This is a genomic window from Massilia sp. Root335, assembly GCF_001425685.1.
Classification (GTDB): Bacteria; Pseudomonadota; Gammaproteobacteria; order Burkholderiales; family Burkholderiaceae_D; genus Telluria; species Telluria luteola.
The window spans coordinates 221,729-243,441 of record NZ_LMCY01000008.1; the positions used below are offsets into that span (position 1 = coordinate 221,729).

Consider the following 21,713-nt stretch of genomic DNA (forward strand, 5'->3'; position numbering starts at 1 on the left):
TCCTGTCAGACCGGCAGCTTGAGCAACTCGTCGACGGCGCCCATGACTTTGTTACGAACCTGCATCAGCATCGAAAAGGACAGGTTGGCCTGCTGCGACGACAGCATGGCGCCGACCAGGTCGTCGCTCTTGCCGCTGTCCACGGCTTCCATCTTCTGGTTGGCCACCTGTTGGTCCTGGTCCACGCTGACCAGGGCATTCTTCATGCTCTGCGCGAAGGAGAAGTTGCCGCTGCCATCCGCCAGGGCGGGGTGGCCGGAATCCACCGACGGCGCCACGACGGCAAGGCGGCTGGCGTCGTTGGTGAGGGCTGCCAGGTCGGCCCGGATTTGGCCGGCAAGTTCAGTTCCCATCGTGTTCATCGCTCCCATGCTGTAAGTTTGCGGGTTGTGACTTTTAGTAAATGTTGCTATCGACGACTAGTGTTACATTTGTTGCAACAACTGTTGACATTTAGAAAATTGTTAAATTTTCAGTGTCATACTGTGGCTTGGTTTCTCTCGCGGAACCGAGGAGAATAGCAGCGGTTCCGTCAGATACCCAGAGTGAGTTTTTGTTTTCCCCAGCGCAGTAACCGCATCTTACCGTAGGGCAATGGCGAATTCAAAGGGGAAAATCAAATGGCGTGACACAATTTCCCGGTTATAATAGTTGCCCAGAGGAATGAAAAGAAAGCATCTCTGCTTATCATTTTTTTAACTTGACCATGCCGATTGCAAACACCGAAACCACCCTGCAGCACCAAGTGCTCGACCCCTGCCTCCTAGGGCGTCCGGTACATATGCTGCCCCAGTTTGCGGCGCGTCTTCAGGAGGACCTGGACACCGCGATGCAGGGTAGCGCCCGTCGTTACTGGGCCGGATGGCGTCTCGAACAGATTGAATTCGGCCGCGTGCCGCAGGAACACAACCTGCGCTGGATGGCCGTTCTGGGTGCGTTGGGCACCGTCGCGGTGACGTTCGAGCGTGGTTTATTACTGACACTGTTGGAACGGCGCTACGGCGGACGTAGCGCAGGCGCAACGCAACGGGACCCGCAAACGGAACGCGTGACGGCCACCGAGGAAAGATTGGGCGTCGTCTTGACGCAACAAATGGTGGATTTGTTGTATGCACGCGTCGCTGCCAACGTGGCAATGGACGTCGCGCCGCGACCCGTCCACGCCAATGCCGTGGTCGCTTCGACAATGCCCGGCGAGAGCAATTGGGCCGTGTGCGTGCGGGTACGTGATAACAACGACAACACCGGCCAGTTCTGGATCGCGCCCGACCAGCAACTGATGGCCACCATCCTGGGCACGCTGCGCCCGGAAACCGGCCGCCAGACCGCCGCGCGCGGTCCGGCCGAGCCGCTTGCGACCAAGCTCCAGGTCAAACTGGATGGCCGCCTGGTCAGCAAGGAAATCACCCTGGGCGCACTGTTCGACCTGAAGGTGGGCGACGTGATTCCGGTGAACGTGGGCCGGGCCGACGTCCTGCTCGACGAGGCGCGGCTGTTCACCGCCGCCGTCGCCGAGCACAAGGGCAAGCTGTGTTTAACCTCTTTTGAAGACGCCGAGTAATCATCATGAACCTGAACGATCAATTCGCTGAAGACGACATCCTCATCGACGACACGCCGATGGCCGACGAATCCGCAGCCGAAGGCAAGCCCGCGGCCGCGCCGAAAGCGTCGGCGCGCCTGCCGCAGATGATGCGCCGCATCCCCGTGACGCTGACGCTGGAAGTGGGCTCGGCCCGCGTCTCGCTGCAGGAGCTGATGGCGATCGGCCCGGACAGCGTGCTGCCGCTCGACGCCATGGCGGGCGAGCCGCTCGTCATCAAGGTCAACGGCGCCGCGATCGGGCGCGCCGAAGTGGTCGTCGCGGGCGAGCAGTACGGCCTCAAGGTGATCGATCTGGACGGCCTCAACCTGGATCTGATCACGTCATGACGTTGCAGGTTCGCGGCGCCGCGGTTTTGTCTCCCCTGCGCCGCCACGCGCCGGCACTATTGACCGGCGCCGTTCTTTTGCTGGCCGGCGCGAGCGCCTGGGCCGCCCCGGCGGGACAGGACGTCCTCCCCGGCATCATCCCCGGCTCGACCAGCGGCCTGACGGTGAAGTCGCAGATCCTGGTGCTGATGACCATCCTGGGGCTGCTGCCCGTGATGGTCATGATGATGACCAGCTTCACCCGCTTCGTGATCGTGCTGTCGCTGCTGCGCCAGGCCCTGGGCCTGCAACAGGGCCTGCCCAACCGGATCATCACGGGTGTCGCGCTGATCCTCACGCTGCTCGTCATGCGCCCGGTCGGCATGCAGGTCTGGAACGACGCGTTCGTCCCTTACGACAAGGACAAGATCTCGCTGGAGCAGGCGCTCAAGATCGCCGAGGTGCCGCTGTCGCGCTTCATGCTCGCGCAGACGAGCAAGACGGCGCTGGCCCAGATCGCGCACCTGTCCGGCGAGCCAGCCGAGATGAAGCCGATGGACCGCGGCTTCACCGTGAAGCTGGCGGCCTTCGTGCTGTCCGAGCTCAAGAGCGCGTTCCAGATCGGCTGCATGCTGTTCATTCCGTTCCTGATCATCGACCTGGTGGTGTCGTCGGTGCTGATGGCCATGGGCATGATGATGCTCTCGCCCCTCGTCATCTCGCTGCCGTTCAAGCTGCTGCTGTTCGTGCTGGTCGATGGCTGGACCCTGACCGTGAATACCCTCGTCGGCAGCATCCACGGCGTCTAGCCGGCTGCAACCTAATCGTATGACTCCTGATATCGCCGTCGACTTCATCGTCGAAGCCCTGCAGCTGGTGATGCTGCTCGTGATGGTGCTGGTGGTGCCGGGCCTCGTGGCCGGCGTCATCGTCGCCCTCGTGCAGGCCGCCACCCAGATCAACGAGCAGACGCTGAGCTTCCTGCCGCGCCTGCTGGTGACGCTGGTCGCCCTGATCCTCGCCGGCCACTGGATGACCGGCAAACTGATGGACTATTGCGTGAGCGTGTTCCAGCGCGCCGCGACCCTGGTCGGCTGATGCTGGAAGTCTCCCACCTGCTGCTGCCGTTCATCAGCGCGCTGTGGTGGCCGTTCTGCCGCGTCATGGCGCTGCTGTCGACGGCGCCCGTCATCGGCGACGCGCTGGTGCCGGTGCCGGTGCGCGCACTGCTGTCCGTGGTGCTCGCCTTCCTGATGCTGCCGCTGACGAAAGGCGCCGTCATGCCCGACCCGTTCTCGCTGGCCGGCGTCGTCGTGATGGTCGAGCAGGCCGTGATCGGCGGCGTGATCGGCTTCGCGCTGCAGCTGACGATGGCGGTCGTGAACATGCTCGGCTTCCTCGTCTCGAGCCAGGTGGGCTTTTCGATGGCGCAGATGAACGATCCGATCAACGGCCAGCAGTCGGACGTGATCTCGACGCTGCTGGGCCTCGTCGCGATCCTCGTGTTCTTCGCCGTCGACGGCCACCTCGTGCTGGCCGGCGTGCTGGGCCAGAGTTTCAAGGCCTGGCCGGTCGGCACCGGCTACGGCAATCTGCTGCTGCAGACGGTGGCGCTGAACGTGGGCTGGGTGTTCTCGGCCGCGATCCTGCTGGCGCTGCCCATCGTGTTTTCGACGATGGTGGTGCAGATCGGCTTCGGCTTCCTGAACCGCGTGGCGCCGTCGCTGAACCTGTTCTCGCTGGGCTTTTCGCTGGTGACGCTGTTCGGCCTGATGATGCTCGTGCAGGTCGTGCGCTTCATCCCGGAACACTACGTGCAGATGACTAACCAGGTGCTGGAGATGCTCCAGCAGCAGATGGGGGCGGCGCATGGCTGACGGCACGGGCGGCGACAAGACCGAAAAGGCGTCAGCCCAGAAGCTGAAGAAGGCGCGCGAGCAGGGCCAGGTCGTCCGCTCGAAGGACCTGGCGACCGCGGTCGGTATCCTGGTCAGCCTCAAGCTGTTCGTGTTCCTGCTGCCGGACTACCTGGAGTCGTTCCGTTCCCTGTTCCGGCTCGTGTACGCGCCGCTGGGCGCGGCCGGCGCGGTCGAGAACGCGATGTCCGTGGTGTGGAGCGGCGCCGCCGTGCTGCTCGTGAAGATGGTGCTGCCCCTGCTGGGCGTGCCGCTCGCGATCGTGGTGGCGAGCATCGTGCCGGGCGGGCTGGTGTTCTCGACGAACAACCTGATGCCCAAGTTCGACCGGTTCTCGCCCGTGAAGAACCTGGGTCAGCTGGCGTCAGGCAAGCACTGGACGACGTTCGCGACGTCGCTGGCCAAGGCGGCGGTGCTGGCGATGGTGCTCGTGCACGTGGTGCGCTCGGCGGTGGCGGCCTGGGTCGACCTGCAGCGCATGCCACTCAACGACGCGCTGCTGCACGGCGGCGGCATGATGTTCGACGGCCTGATGGCGCTCGTCGCCGTGTTCGTGCTGTTCGCGCTGATCGACGTGCCGCTGCAGGCATTCCTGTTCGCCCGCGGCCAGCGCATGAGCAAGCAGGAAGTGAAGGAAGAATACAAGAGCACCGAGGGCAAGCCCGAGATCCGTGCGCGCATCCGCCAGCTGCAGCAGCAGATGGCACGCCGCAACGTGAACAAGACGGTGCCGACCGCCGACGTGGTGATCGTGAATCCCGAGCACTACGCGGTCGCGCTGAAGTACGACATCAAGCGTGCGGAAGCGCCTTTCGTGGTGGCCAAGGGCATCGACGAGATGGCCCTGTACATCCGCCAGGTCGCGGCCCAGCACGACATCGAAACGATCGCGCTGCCGCCGCTGGCGCGTGCCATCTACAACACCAGCCAGGTGCAGCAGCAGATTCCCGCCGCGCTGTACCAGGCGGTGTCGCAGGTGCTGAACTACGTGCTGCAGTTGAATGCTTTCCGTGCGGGCCGGCGCCAGGCCGCCCCCCGGTTCCCGAATGACGTGGCCGTGCCGGCCGCTTTGAGTGAGGTATCCCCGACATGAATTTCCTGAACAGCTTGATGCTCGAGGTGCGCCGCCAGAAGATCGCCACGCCGGCGTTCCTGCTGACGCTCCTGGCGATGATCATGCTGCCGCTGGCGCCCGTGGTGCTGGACGTGCTGTTCACGTTCAACATCGTGCTCGCGCTGATCGTGATCCTGACGTCCGTCTCGGCCAGGCGGCCGCTGGACTTCTCGGTCTTCCCGACCGTCATCCTCGGCACCACGCTGCTGCGCCTCGCGCTGAACGTGGCGTCCACGCGCGTCGTGCTGCTGCACGGCCACGAGGGCACCGCCGCCGCCGGCCACGTGATCGAGGCGTTTGGCAACGTCGTCATCGGCGGTAACTTCGTCGTCGGTATCGTCGTCTTCGTGATCCTCATGATCATCAACTTCGTCGTCGTGACGAAGGGTTCCGAACGTATCTCCGAAGTGTCCGCGCGCTTCACGCTGGACGCGCTGCCCGGCAAGCAGATGGCGATCGACGCCGACCTGAACGCGGGCCTGATCAACCAGGAAAAAGCGCAGCTGCGGCGCAAGGAAGTGGCGTCCGAAGCGGACTTCTACGGCGCGATGGACGGCGCCTCCAAGTTCGTGCGCGGCGATGCGATCGCGTCGATCCTCATCCTGCTCATCAACATGATCGGCGGCGTCGCGATCGGCGCGGTGATGCACGACCTGTCGTTCGGCGACGCCTTCCGCCAGTATGCGCTGCTGACCATCGGCGACGGCCTCGTGGCCCAGGTGCCGGCGCTGCTGCTGTCGGCTGCGGCGGCGATCCTCGTCACCCGCATCAGCGACTCGGGCGACTTCGAGCAGCAGGTCGGCGGCCAGCTGCTGGCCAACCCCTCGGTCCTGTACTCGGCCGCCGGCGTGATGCTGATCCTGGCGATGGTGCCGGGCATGCCGTCGCTGTTCTTCATGGCGTTCGCCGCGGCCATCGGCTACGTCGCCTGGAAGCTGGCGCGCGAAGAAGTGAAGGCGCCGGACGACTCCAACGTGGCCGCCATCGAAGCCGCGTTGCGCGACGACCGCGCGCCGGAACTCGACTGGCAGCAGTTGCCGGTCGTGCAGCCGATCTCGATCACCGTCGGCTACAAGCTCGTGCACCTGCTCGACAAGGCACAGGGCGAAGTGCTGCCGAAACGGATCAAGGGCGTGCGCCAGAGCCTCTCGGAGCAAATGGGCCTGCTGCTGCCTTTGATCAGCGTGCGCGACGACCTGACATTAAGGCCGAACCAGTACGCGATCGCGATCAACGGCACCGTCGTGGCCGAGGGCGAGGTCGTGGCGGAATGCCTGATGGCGATCCCGTCGCCGAACGTGTACGGCGAGATCGACGGCATCCCGGGCATCGAGCCCGCGTTCGGCATGGCCGTCACCTGGATCGAGCCGGATCAGAAAGCGCACGCGCTGGGGCAGGGCTACCAGGTCGTCGAGGTGCCGAGCGCGATCGCCACGCACACGTCCAAGGTCGCGCGCGACTACATGGCGGAACTGTTCCGCCACGAAGACGTGCCGGCGATGATGGAACGCCTGACGGCGCTGTCGCCCAAGCTGGCCGGCGCGCTGGACAAGGCGCTCACGCACACCCAGCTGCTGCGCGTGTTCCGCGTGCTGCTGGCCGAACACGTGTCGCTCAAGGACATCGTCGTGATCGCGACGACCCTGCTGGACAGCTCGGAAACGACGAAGGATCCGATCCTGCTGGCGGCCGAGGTGCGGTGTGCGCTGCGCCGCCAGATCGTATCCGGCCTGTACGGCAAGAAGAAGGACATGCCGGCCTTTAACCTGTCCGGGGAGCTGGAAAACATGCTGCTCGGTTCCCTGAACCAGGCACGCCAGAACAATGGCGGCAAGGTCGTGCTGGACAACTACCCGATCGATCCGCAGTTGCTGTCGCAACTGCAGCTGAACATGCCGGTGGCGCGCGAGCAGATGAAGCAGCAGCACACACCGCCGCTGTTGCTGGTCCTGCCGCAGATCCGCCCGCTGCTGGCCCGTTACGCGCGCCTGTTCGCGCCGGGCCTGCACGTGCTGTCGTATAACGAGATCCCGGAAAACCGCGAAGTCTCGATCATCGGCACCGTGGGCTGATCACGCCCCTCGTAGGGCGGGCTCCCCGAGCCCGCGCGGACGCACGTGCCACGCAAACGCCGCGCGTGGGCACGGTGTGCCCACCCTACGCCTGAACCGCGCCGGTGCGGTAACAAAGAATGCCGTCCGGTGCGCCGGACGGTTTTTTTTATGCTTACGGTCCGTCCGCGTGGCGGTTTTCGGCCGGCAGCAGCAGCGCCAGTTCGGCCATCGCGCGGAACACGGGCAGGCTGAGCGCGGCGGCGGCCTCGGTCGACGGCAGGCGCGCGTGCACCCGGCCTTCCGGCAGGTTGTCGCGCCAGGTCCAGCCGAGCACGCGCAGGCCGGAACGGCGCACGGCGTCTTCCAGTTGCGGCTGCAGGGCGCGCAGGTGGAGGAGGGTGTCAGCGTTGGGTGTGCACAGTTCCAGCATGACGCCGTCGGCCAGCGGCTCCGCCTGTACGGTGACGACCGAGCCGTCGGCCAGCACCAGTTCCAGGCGCAGGGCCGTGCGGCGGCGCCGGCGCTGCGATTTCTGCTGCAGTTCCTCTTCCCCGATCACGCGCAGGTGCTGGGCCTGCGGACCGCCCGGGTGCACGGTGAAGCGCCAGGCGTCGGGCGGCAGGGTGGCCAGGTCGGCCTGGCGCAGCACGCGTCCATCCAGCCCGCTCTGCAGCAGGGCGCCGGGCAGCGACTGCCCGCGCTGTTGCTGCGACGCCTGGATCGCGCGCGTGACCAGTTGGCTGCCGTAGCTGCGCACCATGCCGCGCCAGGAGGTCGCGAGTGCGCCGCCGTCCGGACTCGGCCACGTGAGCTGGCGTGCCATCACCACCTGGTCGGGGCGCATGGCCGCGGCGTCGGGCAAAGCGTCGCCTGCGGACAGGACGGGCGCCGGCTGCGCGGCAGGCAGGGGCAGGGGGATCGCCTCGAGCTCGGCCTGCAACAGGGCGACCGGGACGGCGGCCGCGACCGCGCCGACCGGCGTTGCCGGCAGCGGACCGGCGGCGCTCGCCGGTATGACGGGCGGCGGAAGGGCGGGAAAGGAAATGCTGGCCATGATCTCGGCAGTGTAAAGTGAAAAGGCCAGCTTGTGGCTGGCCTTTCATGCATGCCCGGCTGTACCAGCCCGGGCGGTGGCCAATCCTGGCCCTGCGATTACTGCAGCAGGGACATGACCATCGACGACATGCTGTTGGTCTGCTTCAGCATGGCGGTACCCGCTTGCATCAGCATCTGGTTCGAGGTCATGCTCGACGATTCGGTCGCGAAGTCGACGTCCATGATGCGGCCGGTCGCAGCCTGCGTGTTGCTCGAGATGTTCGACAGGTTGTTGTAGACGTGGTCGAGGCGGTTCGACACGGCGCCCAGCTTCGAACGCAGGGCCGAGACGGCGTCGATCGCATCGCTCAGGTCGCCGATCGCGGTGTTGGCACCGGCGGTCGTGGTCAGGTTGGTGCCGGCGGACGGGGTGGCCGCCAGGGTGCCGTCACCTGCGTAGGTGGCGCCGGTGGCGGTGGAGATCGAGGTGTTCACGGTACCCAGCTCGGTGCTGAAGTTCGCGGTCATGGTTTCCGAGCTGTCGGCGCCGATCTGGAACGTGACGCCGGCGGTGGCGCTCAGCTTGCTGGTGTCGGCAGCCGTGCTCAGCAGCTTGGTGCCGCCGAACTTGGTGTTCGAGAAGATGTTCGACAGTTCGTCGGTCAGCGAGTTGTACTCGGCCTGCATCGCGGTCTGGTCATCGGCGGACGACGAACCGTCGGCGGACTGGGTGGCCAGGTCCTTCATGCGGGTCAGGATGTTGTTGACTTCGTCCAGCGCGCCGTCGGCGGTCTGCAGCATGGAGATCGAGTTCTGGGTGTTGCGCATGGCGACCGACATGCCGCTGCTCTGGGCTTTCAGGCGGGTGGCGATCTGCAGGCCGGCAGCGTCGTCCATTGCCGAATTGATACGGTAACCGGTCGACAGGCGGGTCATCGACGTCGACAGGCTCGACTGGGTGCGGCTCAGGGAATTTTGTGCGGAAAGCGATGCGACGTTGGTGTGAAGGCTCAGCATGATATGGCTCCTAGTGGCTTGGATACTGTTTGGAGGTTGCGCATCTCGCGCTCTCACAAGTACAAGACGACCGTTCAGCCGAACTCATTAAATGCCGAGTGGAAATTTTTTGAAAAAAAAATTTTTAGGGGTCTCGGACGGGGCCGATATGAAGAAAGCGGATAAGCAAAATTGAAACGATTCGTTCGCGGTTCGACGCGTGCTCTTTACTCTATGGCTTCCCGAACCCTGAACGAGAGAACACATGCTGTCGAAAACACTGACCCAGGCCCTGCTGGCCATCGCGCTCGCCGCCCCGGCCGCGCACGCCGCCGACGTCACGCTCCTGAACGTGTCGTACGACCCGACGCGCGAGCTGTACCAGGATGTGGCCAAGGCGTTCGCCGCCAGATGGAAGGCGCAGACGGGCGACAACGTCACGTTCAAGGCGTCCCACGGCGGTTCGGGCAAGCAGGCCCGCGCCGTGATCGACGGCCTGGACGCGGACGTCGTCACGCTGGCCCTCGCCTGGGACATCGACGCGATCGCCGCGCGGGGCCTGATCGCCAGGGATTGGCAGAAACGCCTGCAGCACAACAGCTCGCCCTACAACTCGACCATCGTGTTCCTGGTGCGCAAGGGCAATCCGAAAGGCATCCACGACTGGAACGACCTGATCAAGCCGGGCGTGCAGGTCATCACCCCGAACCCGAAGACGTCGGGCGGCGCGCGCTGGAATTACCTGGCGGCCTGGGGCAATGCCCTGAAACAGCCGGGCGGCAGCGAAGCGAAGGCGCGCGACTACGTGGCGAAGCTGTTCAGGAACGTACCCGTCCTCGACTCGGGCGCCCGCGGCGCGACGACGACCTTCGTCGAGCGCGGCATCGGCGACGTGCTGATCGCCTGGGAAAACGAAGCGATCCTGGCCATCAAGGAGCTGGGGCCGGACAAGTTCGACATCGTGGCGCCGCAACAGAGCATCCTGGCCGAGCCGCCCGTTTCCGTCGTCGACAAGGTGGTCGACCGGCGCGGCACGCGCAAGGTGGCGGAGGCCTACCTGCGGTTCTTGTATACGGATGAGGGCCAGGAAATCATCGCGAAGCATTTCTACCGTCCGATCGATGCGAGGATCGGCCGTAAATACGCCGCGCAGTTCCCGAACGTGAAGCTGTTTACCATCGACGACGTGTTCGGCGGATGGAGCCGGGCGCAGAAGATCCACTTCGCGGACGGCGGGACGTTCGACCAGCTGTACCGGCCGGGCGCGAAATAAGCGGACGCCCGCCGGCTTCACGCGCCGGGCCGCGTCCATGTCGAGCCGCGCTGCCGCACAAGATCTGCTCGGTCGTGTTCGAGGAAATGATATAAACCCGGATATCGACCGATCAGGAGACCCGTATGCAGGACCACCACGCCCTCAGGAAGGGCATCGCCGCCGTCGCGCTGGCGCTGTCCGCTCTCGCCGCCGCGCCGGCCCAGGCGCAGCCGGCGTCCATCGCCGCCCAGGCCGACGGCATGGATGTCCGCCAGGGCAGCCTGCGCATCCGCGTGCTCGCGCTCACCGACGACATCCTGCGTGTGACGATGGGCGCGGCGGGGACGCTGCCGGAAGACGCCAGCTGGGCCGTGCCGGCCGACGTGCGCGCGCACCGCGTACACGTGCAGGCCAGCCCGACGGGATTTTCCACGCGCACGCTGCGCGTCGACGTGCGCGACGGCCGCCTCGTGGTGAGCGACCTGGCGGGCAAGGTCATCTCGGCCGACGCTATCGATCCCGTCAAGGTCGACGGCCACGCGTTCACGCTGCGCAAGCGGATGCCGCAGGCCGAGCATTACTTCGGCCTCGGCGACAAGACCGGTGGCCTGGACCGGCGCGGCAAGAGCTTCGTCGACTGGAACACGGACGCCTTCGGCTTCGGCTCGGCCGACGACCCGATCTATAAATCGATCCCGTTCTTCATCGGCGTCGGCGGCGCGGGCGGCAGCTACGGCGTCTTCCTCGACAACACGTACCGCAGCTGGTTCGACTTCGGCCACCGCGAGGACGGCGTGCTGGCGTTCGGCGCGCCGGACGGCCCGATCGACTACTACCTGATCCACGGCCCGTCGACGGCCGAGGTGGTGCGCCGCTACACCGACCTGACGGGCAAGGCGCCGCTGGCGCCGCGCTGGGCCCTGGGCTACCAGCAGTCGCGCTACAGCTACATGTCGGCCGACGAGCTGCGCGGCGTCGTCGCGCGGCTGCGCGCCGAACGCGTGCCGACCGACGTCGTCTGGCTCGACATCGACTGGCAGGACCGCAACCGGCCGTTCACCGTCGATAAAAAAGCGTTCCCCGACATGCCGGGCCTGATCCGCGACCTGGGCCGCCAGGGCATCAAGGTGATCACCATCACCGACCTGCACGTGGCCAGGGTGGAGCAGGGCTATGCGCCGTACGCGAGCGGCGCGAAGGGCGACCATTTCGTGAAGAACGCCGACGGCACGACCTATGTCGCGCCGGTGTGGCCCGGCCCGTCCGTGTTCCCCGACTTCACGCAGGCCGCCACGCGCGACTGGTGGGGCGGCCTGTTCAAGGAGCAGGTGCAGTGGGGCGTGGCTGGTTCGTGGAACGACATGAACGAGCCGGCCATCTTCAATACACCGACCAAGACCATGCCGGACGAGACGCGTCACCGCATCGCGTCCGACGATTTCGCGCCGCGCACCGCCGACCACCGCGAGATCCACAACGTGTACGGCATGCAGAACACGCGCGCCACCTACGACGGGCTGCGCAAGCTGGCGCCGGGCGAGCGCGCCGTCGTGATGACGCGCGCCAGCTATGCCGGCGGCCAGCGCTATGCCGTCACCTGGACCGGCGACAACAGCGCCACCTGGGACCACCTGAAGCTGTCGGTCCAGCAGATCATCAACCTGGGCCTGTCCGGCTTTTCGTACGGCGCGGCCGACGTCAGCGGCTTCACCGGCGGGCCGGGTCCCGACCTGCTCACGCGCTGGTTCGAGATCGGCGCGTTCTACCCGCTGTTCCGCGATCACTCGGCCAAGGGCACGCCGCGCGTGGAACCGTGGGTCGACGGCCCGGAACACCTGGCGATCCGGCGCAAATTCGTCGAGGAGCGCTACAAACTGATGCCGTACCTGTACGCGCTGGCCGAGCAGAACGCGCGCACCGGCGACCCGATCCTGCGGCCGGTGTTCTACGACTACCCGTCGGCGTTGAACCTGCCGTGCGAGCAGTCGTGGACCTTCACGCTGGGCCGTGCGCTGCTCGTGTCGCCGCCGCCGAATCCCGAATCGCCCCAGCCCTACCGCACCTGCCTGCCGGAAGGCGGCTGGTTCGATTACTGGACGGGACTGCCCGTCGGCCAGCCGGCGCCGGCCGCGCACGACCAGGTGATCCAGTCCGCCACGCAGGCCACCGGCGAGGCGCACGGCGGCGGTTCGTTCGTGACCGAGACCGTGCGCCTCGCGCACCTGCCCGTGTACGTGCGCGCGGGGACGATCCTGCCGCGCCAGAACGTCGTGCAGTCCACGGCCGACACGCCGCGCGGCCCGCTGATGCTGGACGTGTATCCGGGCCCCGACTGCACGGGCGAGCTGTATCTCGACGACGGCCATTCGATGGACTTCGAGAAGGGTGGCTATCTGCGCCAGGCCGTGAGCTGCACGGTGAAGCCGGACGGCGTCGCCATCGAATTCGGTCCACGCGAAGGCCGTTTCGCGCCCTGGTGGCGCCAGGTGGCCGTCACCGTGCACGGCTGGCAGGGCAAGGCCGACGTGCGCGCAGGCGGGCACGCGCTGGCGGGCCGGGTCGATGCGGCCACGCGTACCGTGAGCTTTACGCTGGACGACGCGGCGCAACCTGCGACGGTGGTGGTGCGCAAGCAGTAAGCGCAGGCCGCGTGATGGCGTGCGGTCTCTGCGCGCCTGTTGCGCTGACCCGGTGCGGATCGGCAATACCACGCCGATCGCATCGAAGTACCAGTCGATGCGCTCTTTTAGGGTAATATACGCTGGCCCGCGATGTCGTTGAAGCGCCGGGCATCCATCTCGGCCTCGACCTTCCGCGCCCACGCGACGGCCTGCGCCTTCGTCGGAAATTTTCCGCAATGGATTTGTGACCCTTGTGGCGGGCCCGTGCCCGCCAGGCGCCCCCGACCTCAAGTATCGAAGCCATCTGCAGCAACAAGCCGCAGCGGGGGGAACAGGGCATTCTGCGGAACGTTCCGGGAAGTCGTATTGCTCCCTCACTGAGGGAAAACCAGGATTTTGATGAAAGACAGCAAGAGAAAACTGAGCGTAGCTCCCATGATGGACTGGACTGAGTGAAACGTTGCTAGCCCCGAGAATCGCTTAAAAAGAGTGATTTGTGGCACTGATTTGTGGCACTGAGCTCATCGGGTGCCACGCAACCGGAGGAAATATACAACCACCCATGGTGGCGATGCCGTGCAAATGGTGAACCCAAGTGTGCAGCAAAGTTGGAGACAAGCCAACTCGGCATGCTTGGGAGCTATGTTTTCCATCGTATCCTTTGCAGTGCATAGGCGACGTGACGCCTCCTCCTGAAGGTCTCTACTGCAGGCCGCAAGGTAAGACCCTCCGCCGGGGACGTTGGCATCTGCCCAACTCCAAGCTAGCCGCTCAGGTTTTTTTGCGGCAAAAACATTCGCCCTCTACGATCTCGCGGCACGGTTCCCATCAGCACATTTTCTGTCCAGTAACGGGCAGATTCTGTTGTATGAGGAGCGACTTGCGGTAAAACAATGACCCAACTCCGACTTGCTAACTTACAATTATACTTGTGACATCGAAAGGAACTTCGAGGAGAAAATAAAGTGCCGGTTAAACTGCCTGGATCTACATGGAAGAAATGGGACCTACACGTCCATACACCTGAATCGCTGGTTCAAGAATACCCTGGTGAGAAGGAGGCAGCATGGCAGGTCTTCCTCGACGATTTGGAGAAGCTCCCCCCAGAGTTTAAGGTGCTGGGGATCAACGACTACCTTTTTGTGGATGGCTACGAACGTGTCTTGGAGGAGCGGCGCAAGGGGAGACTAGCCAACATTGACTTGGTTCTGCCTGTTGTCGAGCTCCGCCTTGACAAGTTTGGCGGTGTGGTGGAGCGAGGGCCAGACGGCCAATATTTGGCTTCATCATGGAGCCGGATCAACGTTCACATCATCTTCGACCAACTCGATCCAGAACTGATCCGAAGACAATTTCTTACCGGGCTCGACCGCCGTTTTTCGCTGGTTGACGGGGACAAGCATGGCTGGGGAGGTCTCATCGACAAAGAAAACCTCATCAACCTGGGAAAGGCGATCGTCGAGTCGATGCCCGTAGAGATGCGTGCTAAAGCGCCATCGCCGATGAAGTTGGGCTTCAACAACCTCAATATCACCTATGACGGCTTGATGGATGCGTTGAACAATCCCTGGCTGAAGGGGAAATTTTTGGTCGCCATTGGCAAAGGTGAATGGGAGAGTATGCGATGGAACGACAACAATATTGCGGATAAAAAAACGGTCATCAACGACGCACACCTCGTGTTTACTGCTGCTGCAAATCCAGAAGCGTACGCCAAGTCGCGAAAAGCATTGAAGGATGCCGCAGTCCAGGACCGCCTGCTCGATTGCTCAGATGCTCATCGGTTAAGCAGCACCGACCATAAGGACCGGATAGGCAACTGCTTCACTTGGATAAAGGCGGACTCGACCTTCCAAGGGCTGCTACAAGCCATACAAGAGTTCGATGATCGTGTCTATGTAGGCGACGTTCCACCCAAGCACAAAAAAGTTGAACAGAACAAGACGAAGTTCATTCGGTCGGTCAAGGTGGCAAAAAACGACAATTCGTCGCTGCCAGAGCCTTGGTTTGATTCTGAAATTCCACTCAATCCAGACTTGGTCGCAATCATTGGTAACAAGGGCAGCGGCAAAAGCGCACTGTCCGACATCATTGCCCTCGTAGGCAACACACGGCACCACTCAAAGTTTTCGTTCTTGAAGAGCACGCGCTTTCGCAGTCCTAAGCGAAAATTCGCCTCCCATTTCACAGGTGAGATTTCGTGGCTCGATGGAACGTCACTTGAGCGGCATCTCGACGAGGATCCTGAACTCAGCGGTGTTGAACGGATCAAGTATTTACCGCAGAGTTACTTAGAGGACCTGTGCAACGAACTAGGCGAAGGAGGATCTGAAACTTTCGATGCCGAGCTCCGCAAGATCATTTATTCGCACGTTCCGGAGGCTGAGCGTTTGGGCAAAGCGTCGATGGATGAGTTGCTAGACTTCAAGGTCGCCGAAATCGAGCAGGCACGGAAGGCCCTGAGCGAGGACATCGGGAAGATCAACGCTGAGATCGTGGAAGCCGAGCGACGCTTAACTCCCGAGTTCCGTAAGTCACTTGAACAGCTCCTGGCCGCTCGAGTGGCAGAACTCTCTGCGTTGGATGAATCCAGGCCTAAGGAAGTCCAAGACCCGAACGCGTCGCCAGAGGCGCTGACAGAATCAAAGCAAGCTGCTGATCGGGTGCAGATTCTGGAGGACCAGGGCAAGAAGATCGAGGAGGAAGCGGACGGTCTGAAAGCTGCTAGGGCCGTGGCAATCAAGCGCGAAGCAGTAGCCAAGCGAATCGCTTTTGCCTTGGCGAACCATCAGAAGCAGCACACGAGCTTCTTGGCCGAGTTGGCGGCCCTTATGGTTGATCTCAATCCGGGCGTCCCGCTAGAAGCCTTAGTGCAATTGAAGATTGACACCGGCCCGGTAGATGCCATCGCACAGGCGGCACTCGCCGAGGTTGCCGCCATTGATTCGAGCTTGGCCCGTCAAGACGAGGGGAGCATTTTCCATCGTAGGGCTCAAGCCGCTGCCATTCTGGCTGAAGCCAAAGGAAAACTAGGCGAGCCCCAGCGGCTCTTCATGCTGTACAAGGAAGAGTTGGCCAAATGGGCACTAGCGAAAGCCGAGATCGTCGGTGCAGCGGGTAAGCCAGGCACAATCGTCCAGGTGCAAGCTGAAATCGAATCGCTGTCCGCCCTGCCTACCTCGCTTGTCGAGCTTCGTAATAAGCGAGCGGCGAAAGCTCGGGAAATTCATGGACAAATACAGGCTATGGTCGACGAGTTCAGCCGGCTCTACCTACCGGTGCAACGCTTTGTGACCTCCGAAGAACAGCGCGAGATGAACCTTCCGCTAGATTTCCAAGTACGAATCGAAGAGACAGGCTTTGGAACGCAACTCTTGAAGCGACTCAACCAGCGTGTGCGCGGAACGTTCATGGGTGTCGATGAAAGCTCCCAGATGCTCCGTACGATGTTGCAAGCTGCGAATTTCACGACATCCGAAGATGCGGTGGCCTTTGCCGATAGTATCGACGACATGCTCCGCTTCGATCGGCGGGACGGACCAAACGGCAAACCCACCCGTCTCGATGACCAACTCGCTCGTGGCACCACAGCGCAAGACATACTGAACTACGTTTACTCTTTTGAGTATCTGTTGCCGAGGTACTCACTTACTTACGACGGCCAGGAGATTGGACAGTTGTCGCCTGGAGAACGTGGGCTGCTTCTGCTGGTCTTCTATCTCCTGGTCGACGAGGATGACATTCCCATCGTCATTGACCAACCCGAGGAGAACCTGGACAACCAAACGATTTACAAGGTGCTGGTCCGGTGTATTAAACGAGCCAAGGAGCGCCGTCAGGTGATCATGGTTACCCATAACCCCAACTTGGCAGTGGTGTGCGATGCTGAGCAGATCATCTACGCTTCGTGTGACAAGACGGCAAGCCGTTTCGAGTACGCTGCCGGAGCGATTGAGCACCCCGAGATACGGGCCAAGGTGGTCGAGATCCTCGAAGGGACGGAACCGGCCTTCAGGAATCGGCAGTTCAAATACCGCCTTGATTGATTGCCATTGGTATCCGATTGAAGTGAAGGGCAGAGGTTCCTAACGATTGCTGAGTGACCCAAGTGGTAAATCCACTCCTGCTAGCAACAGGCCTCCCGCCGCAACATGCTGCGGGAGCGTTCAGCCGAGCGCAACGAGCGGGCACGGGTGGCGATCGACTGGCAGATCGAAAAGCTAACGAAATCGGGGGAGGTCCAGAGTCGCCCCGCCATAAGCTTTGCAAAGGCGGCGCGACATGACGCGTCAGCGTACCAATAGGCACGCTGTATAAAGAAAGCCGTTTTAGACGGTCACAATAATAAATTTTTATTGTGACGTTACTTCAACTGTATTCCAAGTGACCCGAACACTTCCGGTATCTGCATCGTCTTCATTCCCGGAGGTTGATACCAAATTCGTTCAAGAATGTCAGCTAGTATTAGCAGCTGCAATGGTTCGAGGTTGAGAAGTTTGCTAATAAGCGGCGCGGCGCTTGAGACTTCGTAATTGTCAAGCTCGATACCTAAGTCGTTGCATACGTCTGATGCAATGGTGCTAATTTGGTGCGGGCTAAATACTATACCTTGATAGCAGTTTATCAAAGTAAAAATATCCTTCTCGCTAAACACTCCGTTGAGTGTGGAGCGTGATTCGTAAAGCAGCCAGCTAAGGCGACCCGCTGCCATCAATCCAGACCGTCTGTCATCCAAGTCTACCTCATTATACGTATGCTCGTTGAGATATCGTGCAATGTCGTGCACGCTGGACATCCAACCTTCATCAAATTCGAGTGACAAATCATCCGACGACCTATATAGCTGCATTGCTACATATTTAATTTTATTCGCACTTTGTTTCATTATGAACTCCAGATTTACTTTTGATGGTGTGTCGATCGTTAAAATTTTTACCTAGCAAAGATTTGCTTCGCCAAGGAGCGCTGCTGGTCAACATAATCCGCGAGGTCTCGGACATCGACCACACGGTTTTTGCCCATTTTTCTCGTTGGAAGTGGGAAAATTCCTGCTCCTATCTGATTGTGCGCAGTACCGACTTCCAACCCAAGTTCTGCCGCAGCTTCGGTTAGCGTGATGATAAGCTTGCCAAACTTCAAGCCATAATAAACGTGTGAATTCATTTAGTACCTCCGAAAAAGAATTGCACAAGACTATCGATATGACGCAGCGGATCCGTGATCTGTAGGTTCATGTTTTGAAAAGTCATCATTTTAGTGAAAAGTAGATTGTGTGTATTTCGGACTATTAGGTTTTAAGCTTTTTCTGAAAACGTGTTTGCTTAATTTATGAAATGAATTCTATAAAGAAAGCGAATAAGGAAACAAGATGGAATTCCGAAATTTTTTGGATTTCATCGTATTTTCGCAAATTTCCAACACAGTTGCCATTTATGCAGTCAGCGGAATTTTTGAATGCATCGCTAAAACGAAAGATGTTTCGTTTTTTGTTTGAAATTAATTTCGATAAAAAATTTATTGAAATGATTCGTTAAGTTTCTTGTCGGATTTTTGAAAAAAATCTACTCAATCGTCATTTTTAACCAAATTTAATCTGAAAAATTGGTATCGTAATTGCTCCGGGGTAGGAGGAATTATGGCAAAAAGAGATAGAGTAGAAATGAATTCGGGCGTGGAGAAGAATTCTTCGCCAGCTTGGGCAATGCCTTTTATAGATGTAATGAGATTGCAGAATTGTATTGCCAAAGTGGAAATACAGTTGGAGATTCCGGGTCTTTGCCCAGCTGATGGCTTAAAAACATCTCTTTCTCGAAATGCGAAGCCAAAGACAAAAAGAAAATCATCGATGCCGCATAGGCAGAATCTTGTGATCGACCCTCGGCAGTTGCAGCTTCCATTTGCCGAAGCGTGAGATTCCAGTTCGAAAGAAAAAAATGAACTGGAAATTCAATTTGCACCCGTCTCACGTAGGCGAACAGTGTACTGGCGATGAAGCTGCAATCAAAAAGGCTAGCGGAAAATTTGTTTTTAGCTCGCGTAGGGGCGTCGTTAAGCTACTTGCTTCATACAGGGAAGAGCAACTCAGCATACTGTTGAAACAACGCTATGGCCGTAATGTCCAAACAGAAGATGAAATTCCGGCGTACGTTCGTAGAGAAGATGCGGAGGCGTTAGATAGGATTCGTCTCGAAGTTGACAAACGCGTAGCAGCAATTATCGAGACAGAAGGGAAGATAGCGAATTACATTGATTTTGATCGATCCGACATCAGGCAGCTTGCTGTCCGCCTTGCTGAGCATGAGTATCGTGACCCAGCTGACAAAATAAGATTCGCCGAAGCACTGCTGGGCGCTCCTATACCAGGTGCGTCGCTGGAATCGCAACACGAACGCACATGCACTGCCATGTTCTGGCGAAGAGCTTTGACTGTGCGCGTAAGCCGAGCAAGAGAGCAGTTTTTTCTTAGACTTGGTTTGATCGGAAGAAACAAGGAAAGATATTCTTCCAGTCTTAGCGTAGACGCACGCGAGCAGCAACTTTATGCGCAAGAAAAATGGATGCGTGAGACCGTACTAGTGCCAGGGAAGGTCGATAATGACAACAATGACGTTACTCGCACGCGGCGAGAGATTAGCTTATCCGACGTCGTAAAACGACCCGAACATAAGTTCGCGAAGCTGTATACTTTCGTTAAGGGTATGGAGTCGCTAGGCGATCAGCAAAAGTTGGCTTCTGCTATGGTTACCATAACCCTTGATCCAAGATGGCATCCAAATCCATTACACGGCAAGAAAAAATGGAACGGAAAATCACCACGGGAAGCACATAAATCTTTCTGCAAGGGTTGGCAGGCGGTTATGCGTGATCTTGATCGACATGGCATTAAGCTCAGCGGGCTACGCGTCGTGGAACCTCACCGTGATGCATGCCCGCATTATCATATCTGGCTACTATATCGCCCCGAGCATGAAACGAAGATTTTGCTTGCAATTATGCGTTACTTTCCACTCGGGCTAAAAGTGCGTACGCCAGGCGCCGGCCAATTATCTGACAAAGATGAGATCTATGAGAATAGATTAGACCTCGCAGCAGGCGCTCCTCGCACATGGCGCGGCATAAAAGACAAATTTCAGGTTGAGTTCTCGCGGATTGTTCGTAAACTGGATGCTAACGGTGAACGCCGTGCTTGTAGCAGCGCGTCGTATGTGATGAAGTACCTTATGAAAACCCTTCCCGCGAATGTCAGAAAGCCGTCGAATAAATCAAGAGATGGAGCGGGTACTGGCAAATCATCTGACGAAGTTGAAATTTCCCGTGTTGATGCTTTTCGTTCCGTGTGGGGCATAAATCAGGGACAACTCTTCGGTATTGCGAAGTGCTTGACTATCTGGGATGAACTCAGACGAATCCAAAACGCGCCGGAACATCCTCTAATGAAGGATTTGTGGAAAAAAGCGCGTGGAGGGGAGGCGGTAGGCCGCGTCGAAAAATGCTCTGAACAGAAAGGTGACGCGCATGCATTTCTAGAGGCTTTAGGTGGACTTGACGCTGCAAGAAACGGAAAGCGGAATGGCAAGCGTTTGGTCGTCGCGCGTCTAGTTGAGGAAGTGCGTAATCGATATGGAGATGTAATAAAAAGGACGACTGGGATTCGCTTATTGGAAAAAGAGCGTAAGAAGGTGAAAAAGGTCGACAGTAAAGGCAAGGCGGTGCGGTACGGATGGAAAATTTTTACCGAGGTTGTCGTAAGTATTGCAACGAAAGTTGAGAAATGGAAATTTGAGAAAAAGAGGTCAAATTTATTTAATTTGGATAAAAAATCGACCGCAGCAGGTTTTTCGACCGCTTAGCAACTTTAAATAAAGTGGAAAATGAAATAGAGCCGGCGAAGCCGGCTATTTGTCGTTGTATTTTCTAGTCGTGTTTGCGCGAGCTCGTAGGACCCGTTGATAAAATATTTCTTATTCTCCGAATTTTCGCGAGGATCGCTACTTTTTTATTTTATTTTTCTCCAAATTAAAGATTTAATTATTATAAAAGCATTAGAGATAGTGACAATTTTTCTGAAGAAAAATTTTGCTTCCGGAAAACTTTTCCTAGTTCTCCAAGTTTGTACAAACGGCTTGGGAAAAGATTCTGTCCTGAAGCTTGCCCTTGTCTTAAGCGCTATTAATAGTGCCAATAAAATGTCGGAGAATGGCTAAAATCCGAACAATCAACATTGGCTATTATTAATTATCAAGAGCCCCCGCCGCCGCGTTAAAAGCTGTCCTCATTCCTAGGTTCGAAGTCTTTGAAAGTAAGAATTTATGAAATAAATAGCAGAACGGCACAGCATACAAAAGGAATTGCCATATAGGGCTTTGCAACCCGCCCAATAATGTGCTAAGAAAGAATCCAAATATTAACAGAGCAAAAACAAGCACAAAATACCAGATGATAAGAACTGGCCCCATTACGAGGAGTTGACGTATCGTCATGCTTAAGGCCTGTCCACTTGAAAGCGGAGGAACGCGCTCTGTTTTTTCGCCGACGCGTAACGCGAGAATGGTGGGCGGTTTTTTTGCGTCCAATGCGAACGTAGAAATGGAAATTTCACTGCCAACAGCTTCTCGAAAGTCGTCATTAATGTAATTCGATACGTGGATATTATCCCACCGCTGTCCAGCAAATTTTATGTATTCATACTGCCAGGTGTTGTGAGCAGTTTTCGTGCTAGCCGAAATTTTCTCTAGGTTTCCAGAATATACAGCGGACTTAAACATTGTTTTCCTAACGCTTAATGGTGGAAATATTTAGGGGAATATTGTA

The 21,713-nt window shown here is 59.1% G+C and carries 18 protein-coding genes; 12 read left to right on the forward strand and 6 right to left on the reverse strand.

From position 1 onward, the window contains the following. Nucleotides 1-5 precede the first annotated feature (5 nt). Nucleotides 6-353: a flagellar hook-basal body complex protein FliE gene (locus ASC93_RS06915; protein WP_056439167.1), complete on the reverse strand. Its 348-nt coding sequence runs from the start codon at nt 351-353 to the stop codon at nt 6-8. A 353-nt stretch (nt 354-706) separates the two neighbouring features. Between ASC93_RS06915 and ASC93_RS06920 the strand changes: the two genes are divergently transcribed. From ASC93_RS06920 to ASC93_RS06950, 7 genes are read left to right on the forward strand one after another with little or no spacing between them, the layout of a single operon-like run. Next, nucleotides 707-1,561 carry a FliM/FliN family flagellar motor switch protein gene (locus tag ASC93_RS06920; RefSeq protein ID WP_056439693.1) on the forward strand — a complete coding sequence of 285 codons (855 nt, stop codon included), beginning with the start codon at nt 707-709 and terminating at the stop codon, nt 1,559-1,561. A gap of 59 nt (nt 1,562-1,620) precedes the next feature. Then, nucleotides 1,621-1,932 (forward strand): FliM/FliN family flagellar motor switch protein, encoded by a 312-nt coding sequence (locus tag ASC93_RS06925; RefSeq protein ID WP_229412634.1) that lies wholly within the window; start codon nt 1,621-1,623, stop codon nt 1,930-1,932. After that, nucleotides 1,929-2,720, forward strand: coding sequence for a flagellar type III secretion system pore protein FliP (fliP, locus tag ASC93_RS06930; protein ID WP_056439173.1), 792 nt, complete (start codon nt 1,929-1,931; stop codon nt 2,718-2,720). The genes ASC93_RS06925 and fliP overlap by 4 nt, the downstream gene beginning before the upstream one ends. 19 nt (nt 2,721-2,739) lie before the next feature. Further along, entirely contained in the window at nt 2,740-3,009 is a 270-nt protein-coding gene (gene fliQ / locus ASC93_RS06935; protein ID WP_056439176.1) for a flagellar biosynthesis protein FliQ, read from the forward strand. Further along, nucleotides 3,009-3,788 (forward strand): flagellar biosynthetic protein FliR, encoded by a 780-nt coding sequence (gene fliR / locus ASC93_RS06940; RefSeq protein ID WP_056439179.1) that lies wholly within the window; start codon nt 3,009-3,011, stop codon nt 3,786-3,788. Before fliQ ends, fliR begins: the two co-directional genes overlap by 1 nt. Continuing rightward, on the forward strand, nt 3,781-4,920 hold the full coding sequence (locus tag ASC93_RS06945) for a flagellar biosynthesis protein FlhB (protein ID WP_056439182.1): 1,140 nt from the start codon (nt 3,781-3,783) through the stop codon (nt 4,918-4,920). Before fliR ends, ASC93_RS06945 begins: the two co-directional genes overlap by 8 nt. Beyond that, nucleotides 4,917-7,013: a flagellar biosynthesis protein FlhA gene (locus ASC93_RS06950; RefSeq protein WP_056439185.1), complete on the forward strand. Its 2,097-nt coding sequence runs from the start codon at nt 4,917-4,919 to the stop codon at nt 7,011-7,013. Before ASC93_RS06945 ends, ASC93_RS06950 begins: the two co-directional genes overlap by 4 nt. A gap of 154 nt (nt 7,014-7,167) precedes the next feature. Here the strand turns inward: ASC93_RS06950 and ASC93_RS06955 are convergent, their stop codons facing one another. After that, the gene (locus ASC93_RS06955; RefSeq protein ID WP_056439188.1) at nt 7,168-8,049 is read right to left on the reverse strand and encodes a hypothetical protein; all 882 of its coding nucleotides are present in this window, start codon (nt 8,047-8,049) and stop codon (nt 7,168-7,170) included. 98 nt (nt 8,050-8,147) lie between these two features. Continuing rightward, a complete protein-coding gene (locus tag ASC93_RS06960) occupies nt 8,148-9,047 on the reverse strand; it encodes a flagellin (protein ID WP_056439191.1) in 900 nt (299 codons plus the stop codon). A 244-nt stretch (nt 9,048-9,291) separates the two neighbouring features. Here ASC93_RS06960 and ASC93_RS06965 point away from each other — a divergent pair, with 244 nt between their 5' ends. The 3 genes from ASC93_RS06965 (at nt 9,292) to ASC93_RS06975 (ending at nt 16,948) form a co-directional block, all read left to right on the forward strand. Continuing rightward, entirely contained in the window at nt 9,292-10,299 is a 1,008-nt protein-coding gene (locus ASC93_RS06965) for a sulfate ABC transporter substrate-binding protein (protein WP_056439194.1), read from the forward strand. Between the two features lie 125 nt (nt 10,300-10,424). Further along, on the forward strand, nt 10,425-12,920 hold the full coding sequence (locus ASC93_RS06970) for a TIM-barrel domain-containing protein (RefSeq protein ID WP_056439197.1): 2,496 nt from the start codon (nt 10,425-10,427) through the stop codon (nt 12,918-12,920). 947 nt (nt 12,921-13,867) lie between these two features. Further along, nucleotides 13,868-16,948 (forward strand): TrlF family AAA-like ATPase, encoded by a 3,081-nt coding sequence (locus ASC93_RS06975; RefSeq protein WP_056439200.1) that lies wholly within the window; start codon nt 13,868-13,870, stop codon nt 16,946-16,948. A gap of 317 nt (nt 16,949-17,265) precedes the next feature. Here the strand turns inward: ASC93_RS06975 and ASC93_RS06980 are convergent, their stop codons facing one another. Both ASC93_RS06980 and ASC93_RS29535 read right to left on the reverse strand, forming a co-directional pair. Further along, the gene (locus ASC93_RS06980) at nt 17,266-17,787 is read right to left on the reverse strand and encodes a hypothetical protein (protein WP_157201772.1); all 522 of its coding nucleotides are present in this window, start codon (nt 17,785-17,787) and stop codon (nt 17,266-17,268) included. A 47-nt stretch (nt 17,788-17,834) separates the two neighbouring features. Beyond that, nucleotides 17,835-18,065, reverse strand: a complete 231-nt coding sequence (locus ASC93_RS29535) for a pyocin activator PrtN family protein (protein WP_082547816.1) — start codon at nt 18,063-18,065, stop codon at nt 17,835-17,837. A gap of 472 nt (nt 18,066-18,537) precedes the next feature. Here ASC93_RS29535 and ASC93_RS30470 point away from each other — a divergent pair, with 472 nt between their 5' ends. Both ASC93_RS30470 and ASC93_RS29540 read left to right on the forward strand, forming a co-directional pair. Beyond that, entirely contained in the window at nt 18,538-18,813 is a 276-nt protein-coding gene (locus tag ASC93_RS30470; RefSeq protein ID WP_157201773.1) for a hypothetical protein, read from the forward strand. Nucleotides 18,814-18,835: 22 nt separating this feature from the next. Next, nucleotides 18,836-20,752 (forward strand): replication endonuclease, encoded by a 1,917-nt coding sequence (locus ASC93_RS29540; protein ID WP_082547817.1) that lies wholly within the window; start codon nt 18,836-18,838, stop codon nt 20,750-20,752. Between the two features lie 381 nt (nt 20,753-21,133). Here the strand turns inward: ASC93_RS29540 and ASC93_RS30475 are convergent, their stop codons facing one another. Continuing rightward, nucleotides 21,134-21,667, reverse strand: coding sequence for a hypothetical protein (locus ASC93_RS30475; protein ID WP_157201774.1), 534 nt, complete (start codon nt 21,665-21,667; stop codon nt 21,134-21,136). Nucleotides 21,668-21,713 lie beyond the last annotated feature (46 nt).

Coding starts and splice junctions, on each gene's coding strand:
- ASC93_RS06925 (WP_229412634.1), top strand. CDS start 1,621: ATGGCCGACGAATCCGCAGCCGAAGGCAAGCCCGCGGCCGCGCCGAAA.
- ASC93_RS06955 (WP_056439188.1), bottom strand. CDS start 8,049: ATGGCCAGCATTTCCTTTCCCGCCCTTCCGCCGCCCGTCATACCGGCG.
- ASC93_RS06970 (WP_056439197.1), top strand. CDS start 10,425: ATGCAGGACCACCACGCCCTCAGGAAGGGCATCGCCGCCGTCGCGCTG.
- ASC93_RS06915 (WP_056439167.1), bottom strand. CDS start 353: ATGGGAACTGAACTTGCCGGCCAAATCCGGGCCGACCTGGCAGCCCTC.
- ASC93_RS06950 (WP_056439185.1), top strand. CDS start 4,917: ATGAATTTCCTGAACAGCTTGATGCTCGAGGTGCGCCGCCAGAAGATC.
- fliQ (WP_056439176.1), top strand. CDS start 2,740: ATGACTCCTGATATCGCCGTCGACTTCATCGTCGAAGCCCTGCAGCTG.
- fliP (WP_056439173.1), top strand. CDS start 1,929: ATGACGTTGCAGGTTCGCGGCGCCGCGGTTTTGTCTCCCCTGCGCCGC.
- ASC93_RS06945 (WP_056439182.1), top strand. CDS start 3,781: ATGGCTGACGGCACGGGCGGCGACAAGACCGAAAAGGCGTCAGCCCAG.
- ASC93_RS06980 (WP_157201772.1), bottom strand. CDS start 17,787: ATGAAACAAAGTGCGAATAAAATTAAATATGTAGCAATGCAGCTATAT.
- ASC93_RS29535 (WP_082547816.1), bottom strand. CDS start 18,065: ATGAATTCACACGTTTATTATGGCTTGAAGTTTGGCAAGCTTATCATC.
- ASC93_RS30470 (WP_157201773.1), top strand. CDS start 18,538: ATGGCAAAAAGAGATAGAGTAGAAATGAATTCGGGCGTGGAGAAGAAT.
- ASC93_RS06960 (WP_056439191.1), bottom strand. CDS start 9,047: ATGCTGAGCCTTCACACCAACGTCGCATCGCTTTCCGCACAAAATTCC.
- ASC93_RS06965 (WP_056439194.1), top strand. CDS start 9,292: ATGCTGTCGAAAACACTGACCCAGGCCCTGCTGGCCATCGCGCTCGCC.
- ASC93_RS29540 (WP_082547817.1), top strand. CDS start 18,836: ATGAACTGGAAATTCAATTTGCACCCGTCTCACGTAGGCGAACAGTGT.
- fliR (WP_056439179.1), top strand. CDS start 3,009: ATGCTGGAAGTCTCCCACCTGCTGCTGCCGTTCATCAGCGCGCTGTGG.
- ASC93_RS30475 (WP_157201774.1), bottom strand. CDS start 21,667: ATGTTTAAGTCCGCTGTATATTCTGGAAACCTAGAGAAAATTTCGGCT.
- ASC93_RS06920 (WP_056439693.1), top strand. CDS start 707: ATGCCGATTGCAAACACCGAAACCACCCTGCAGCACCAAGTGCTCGAC.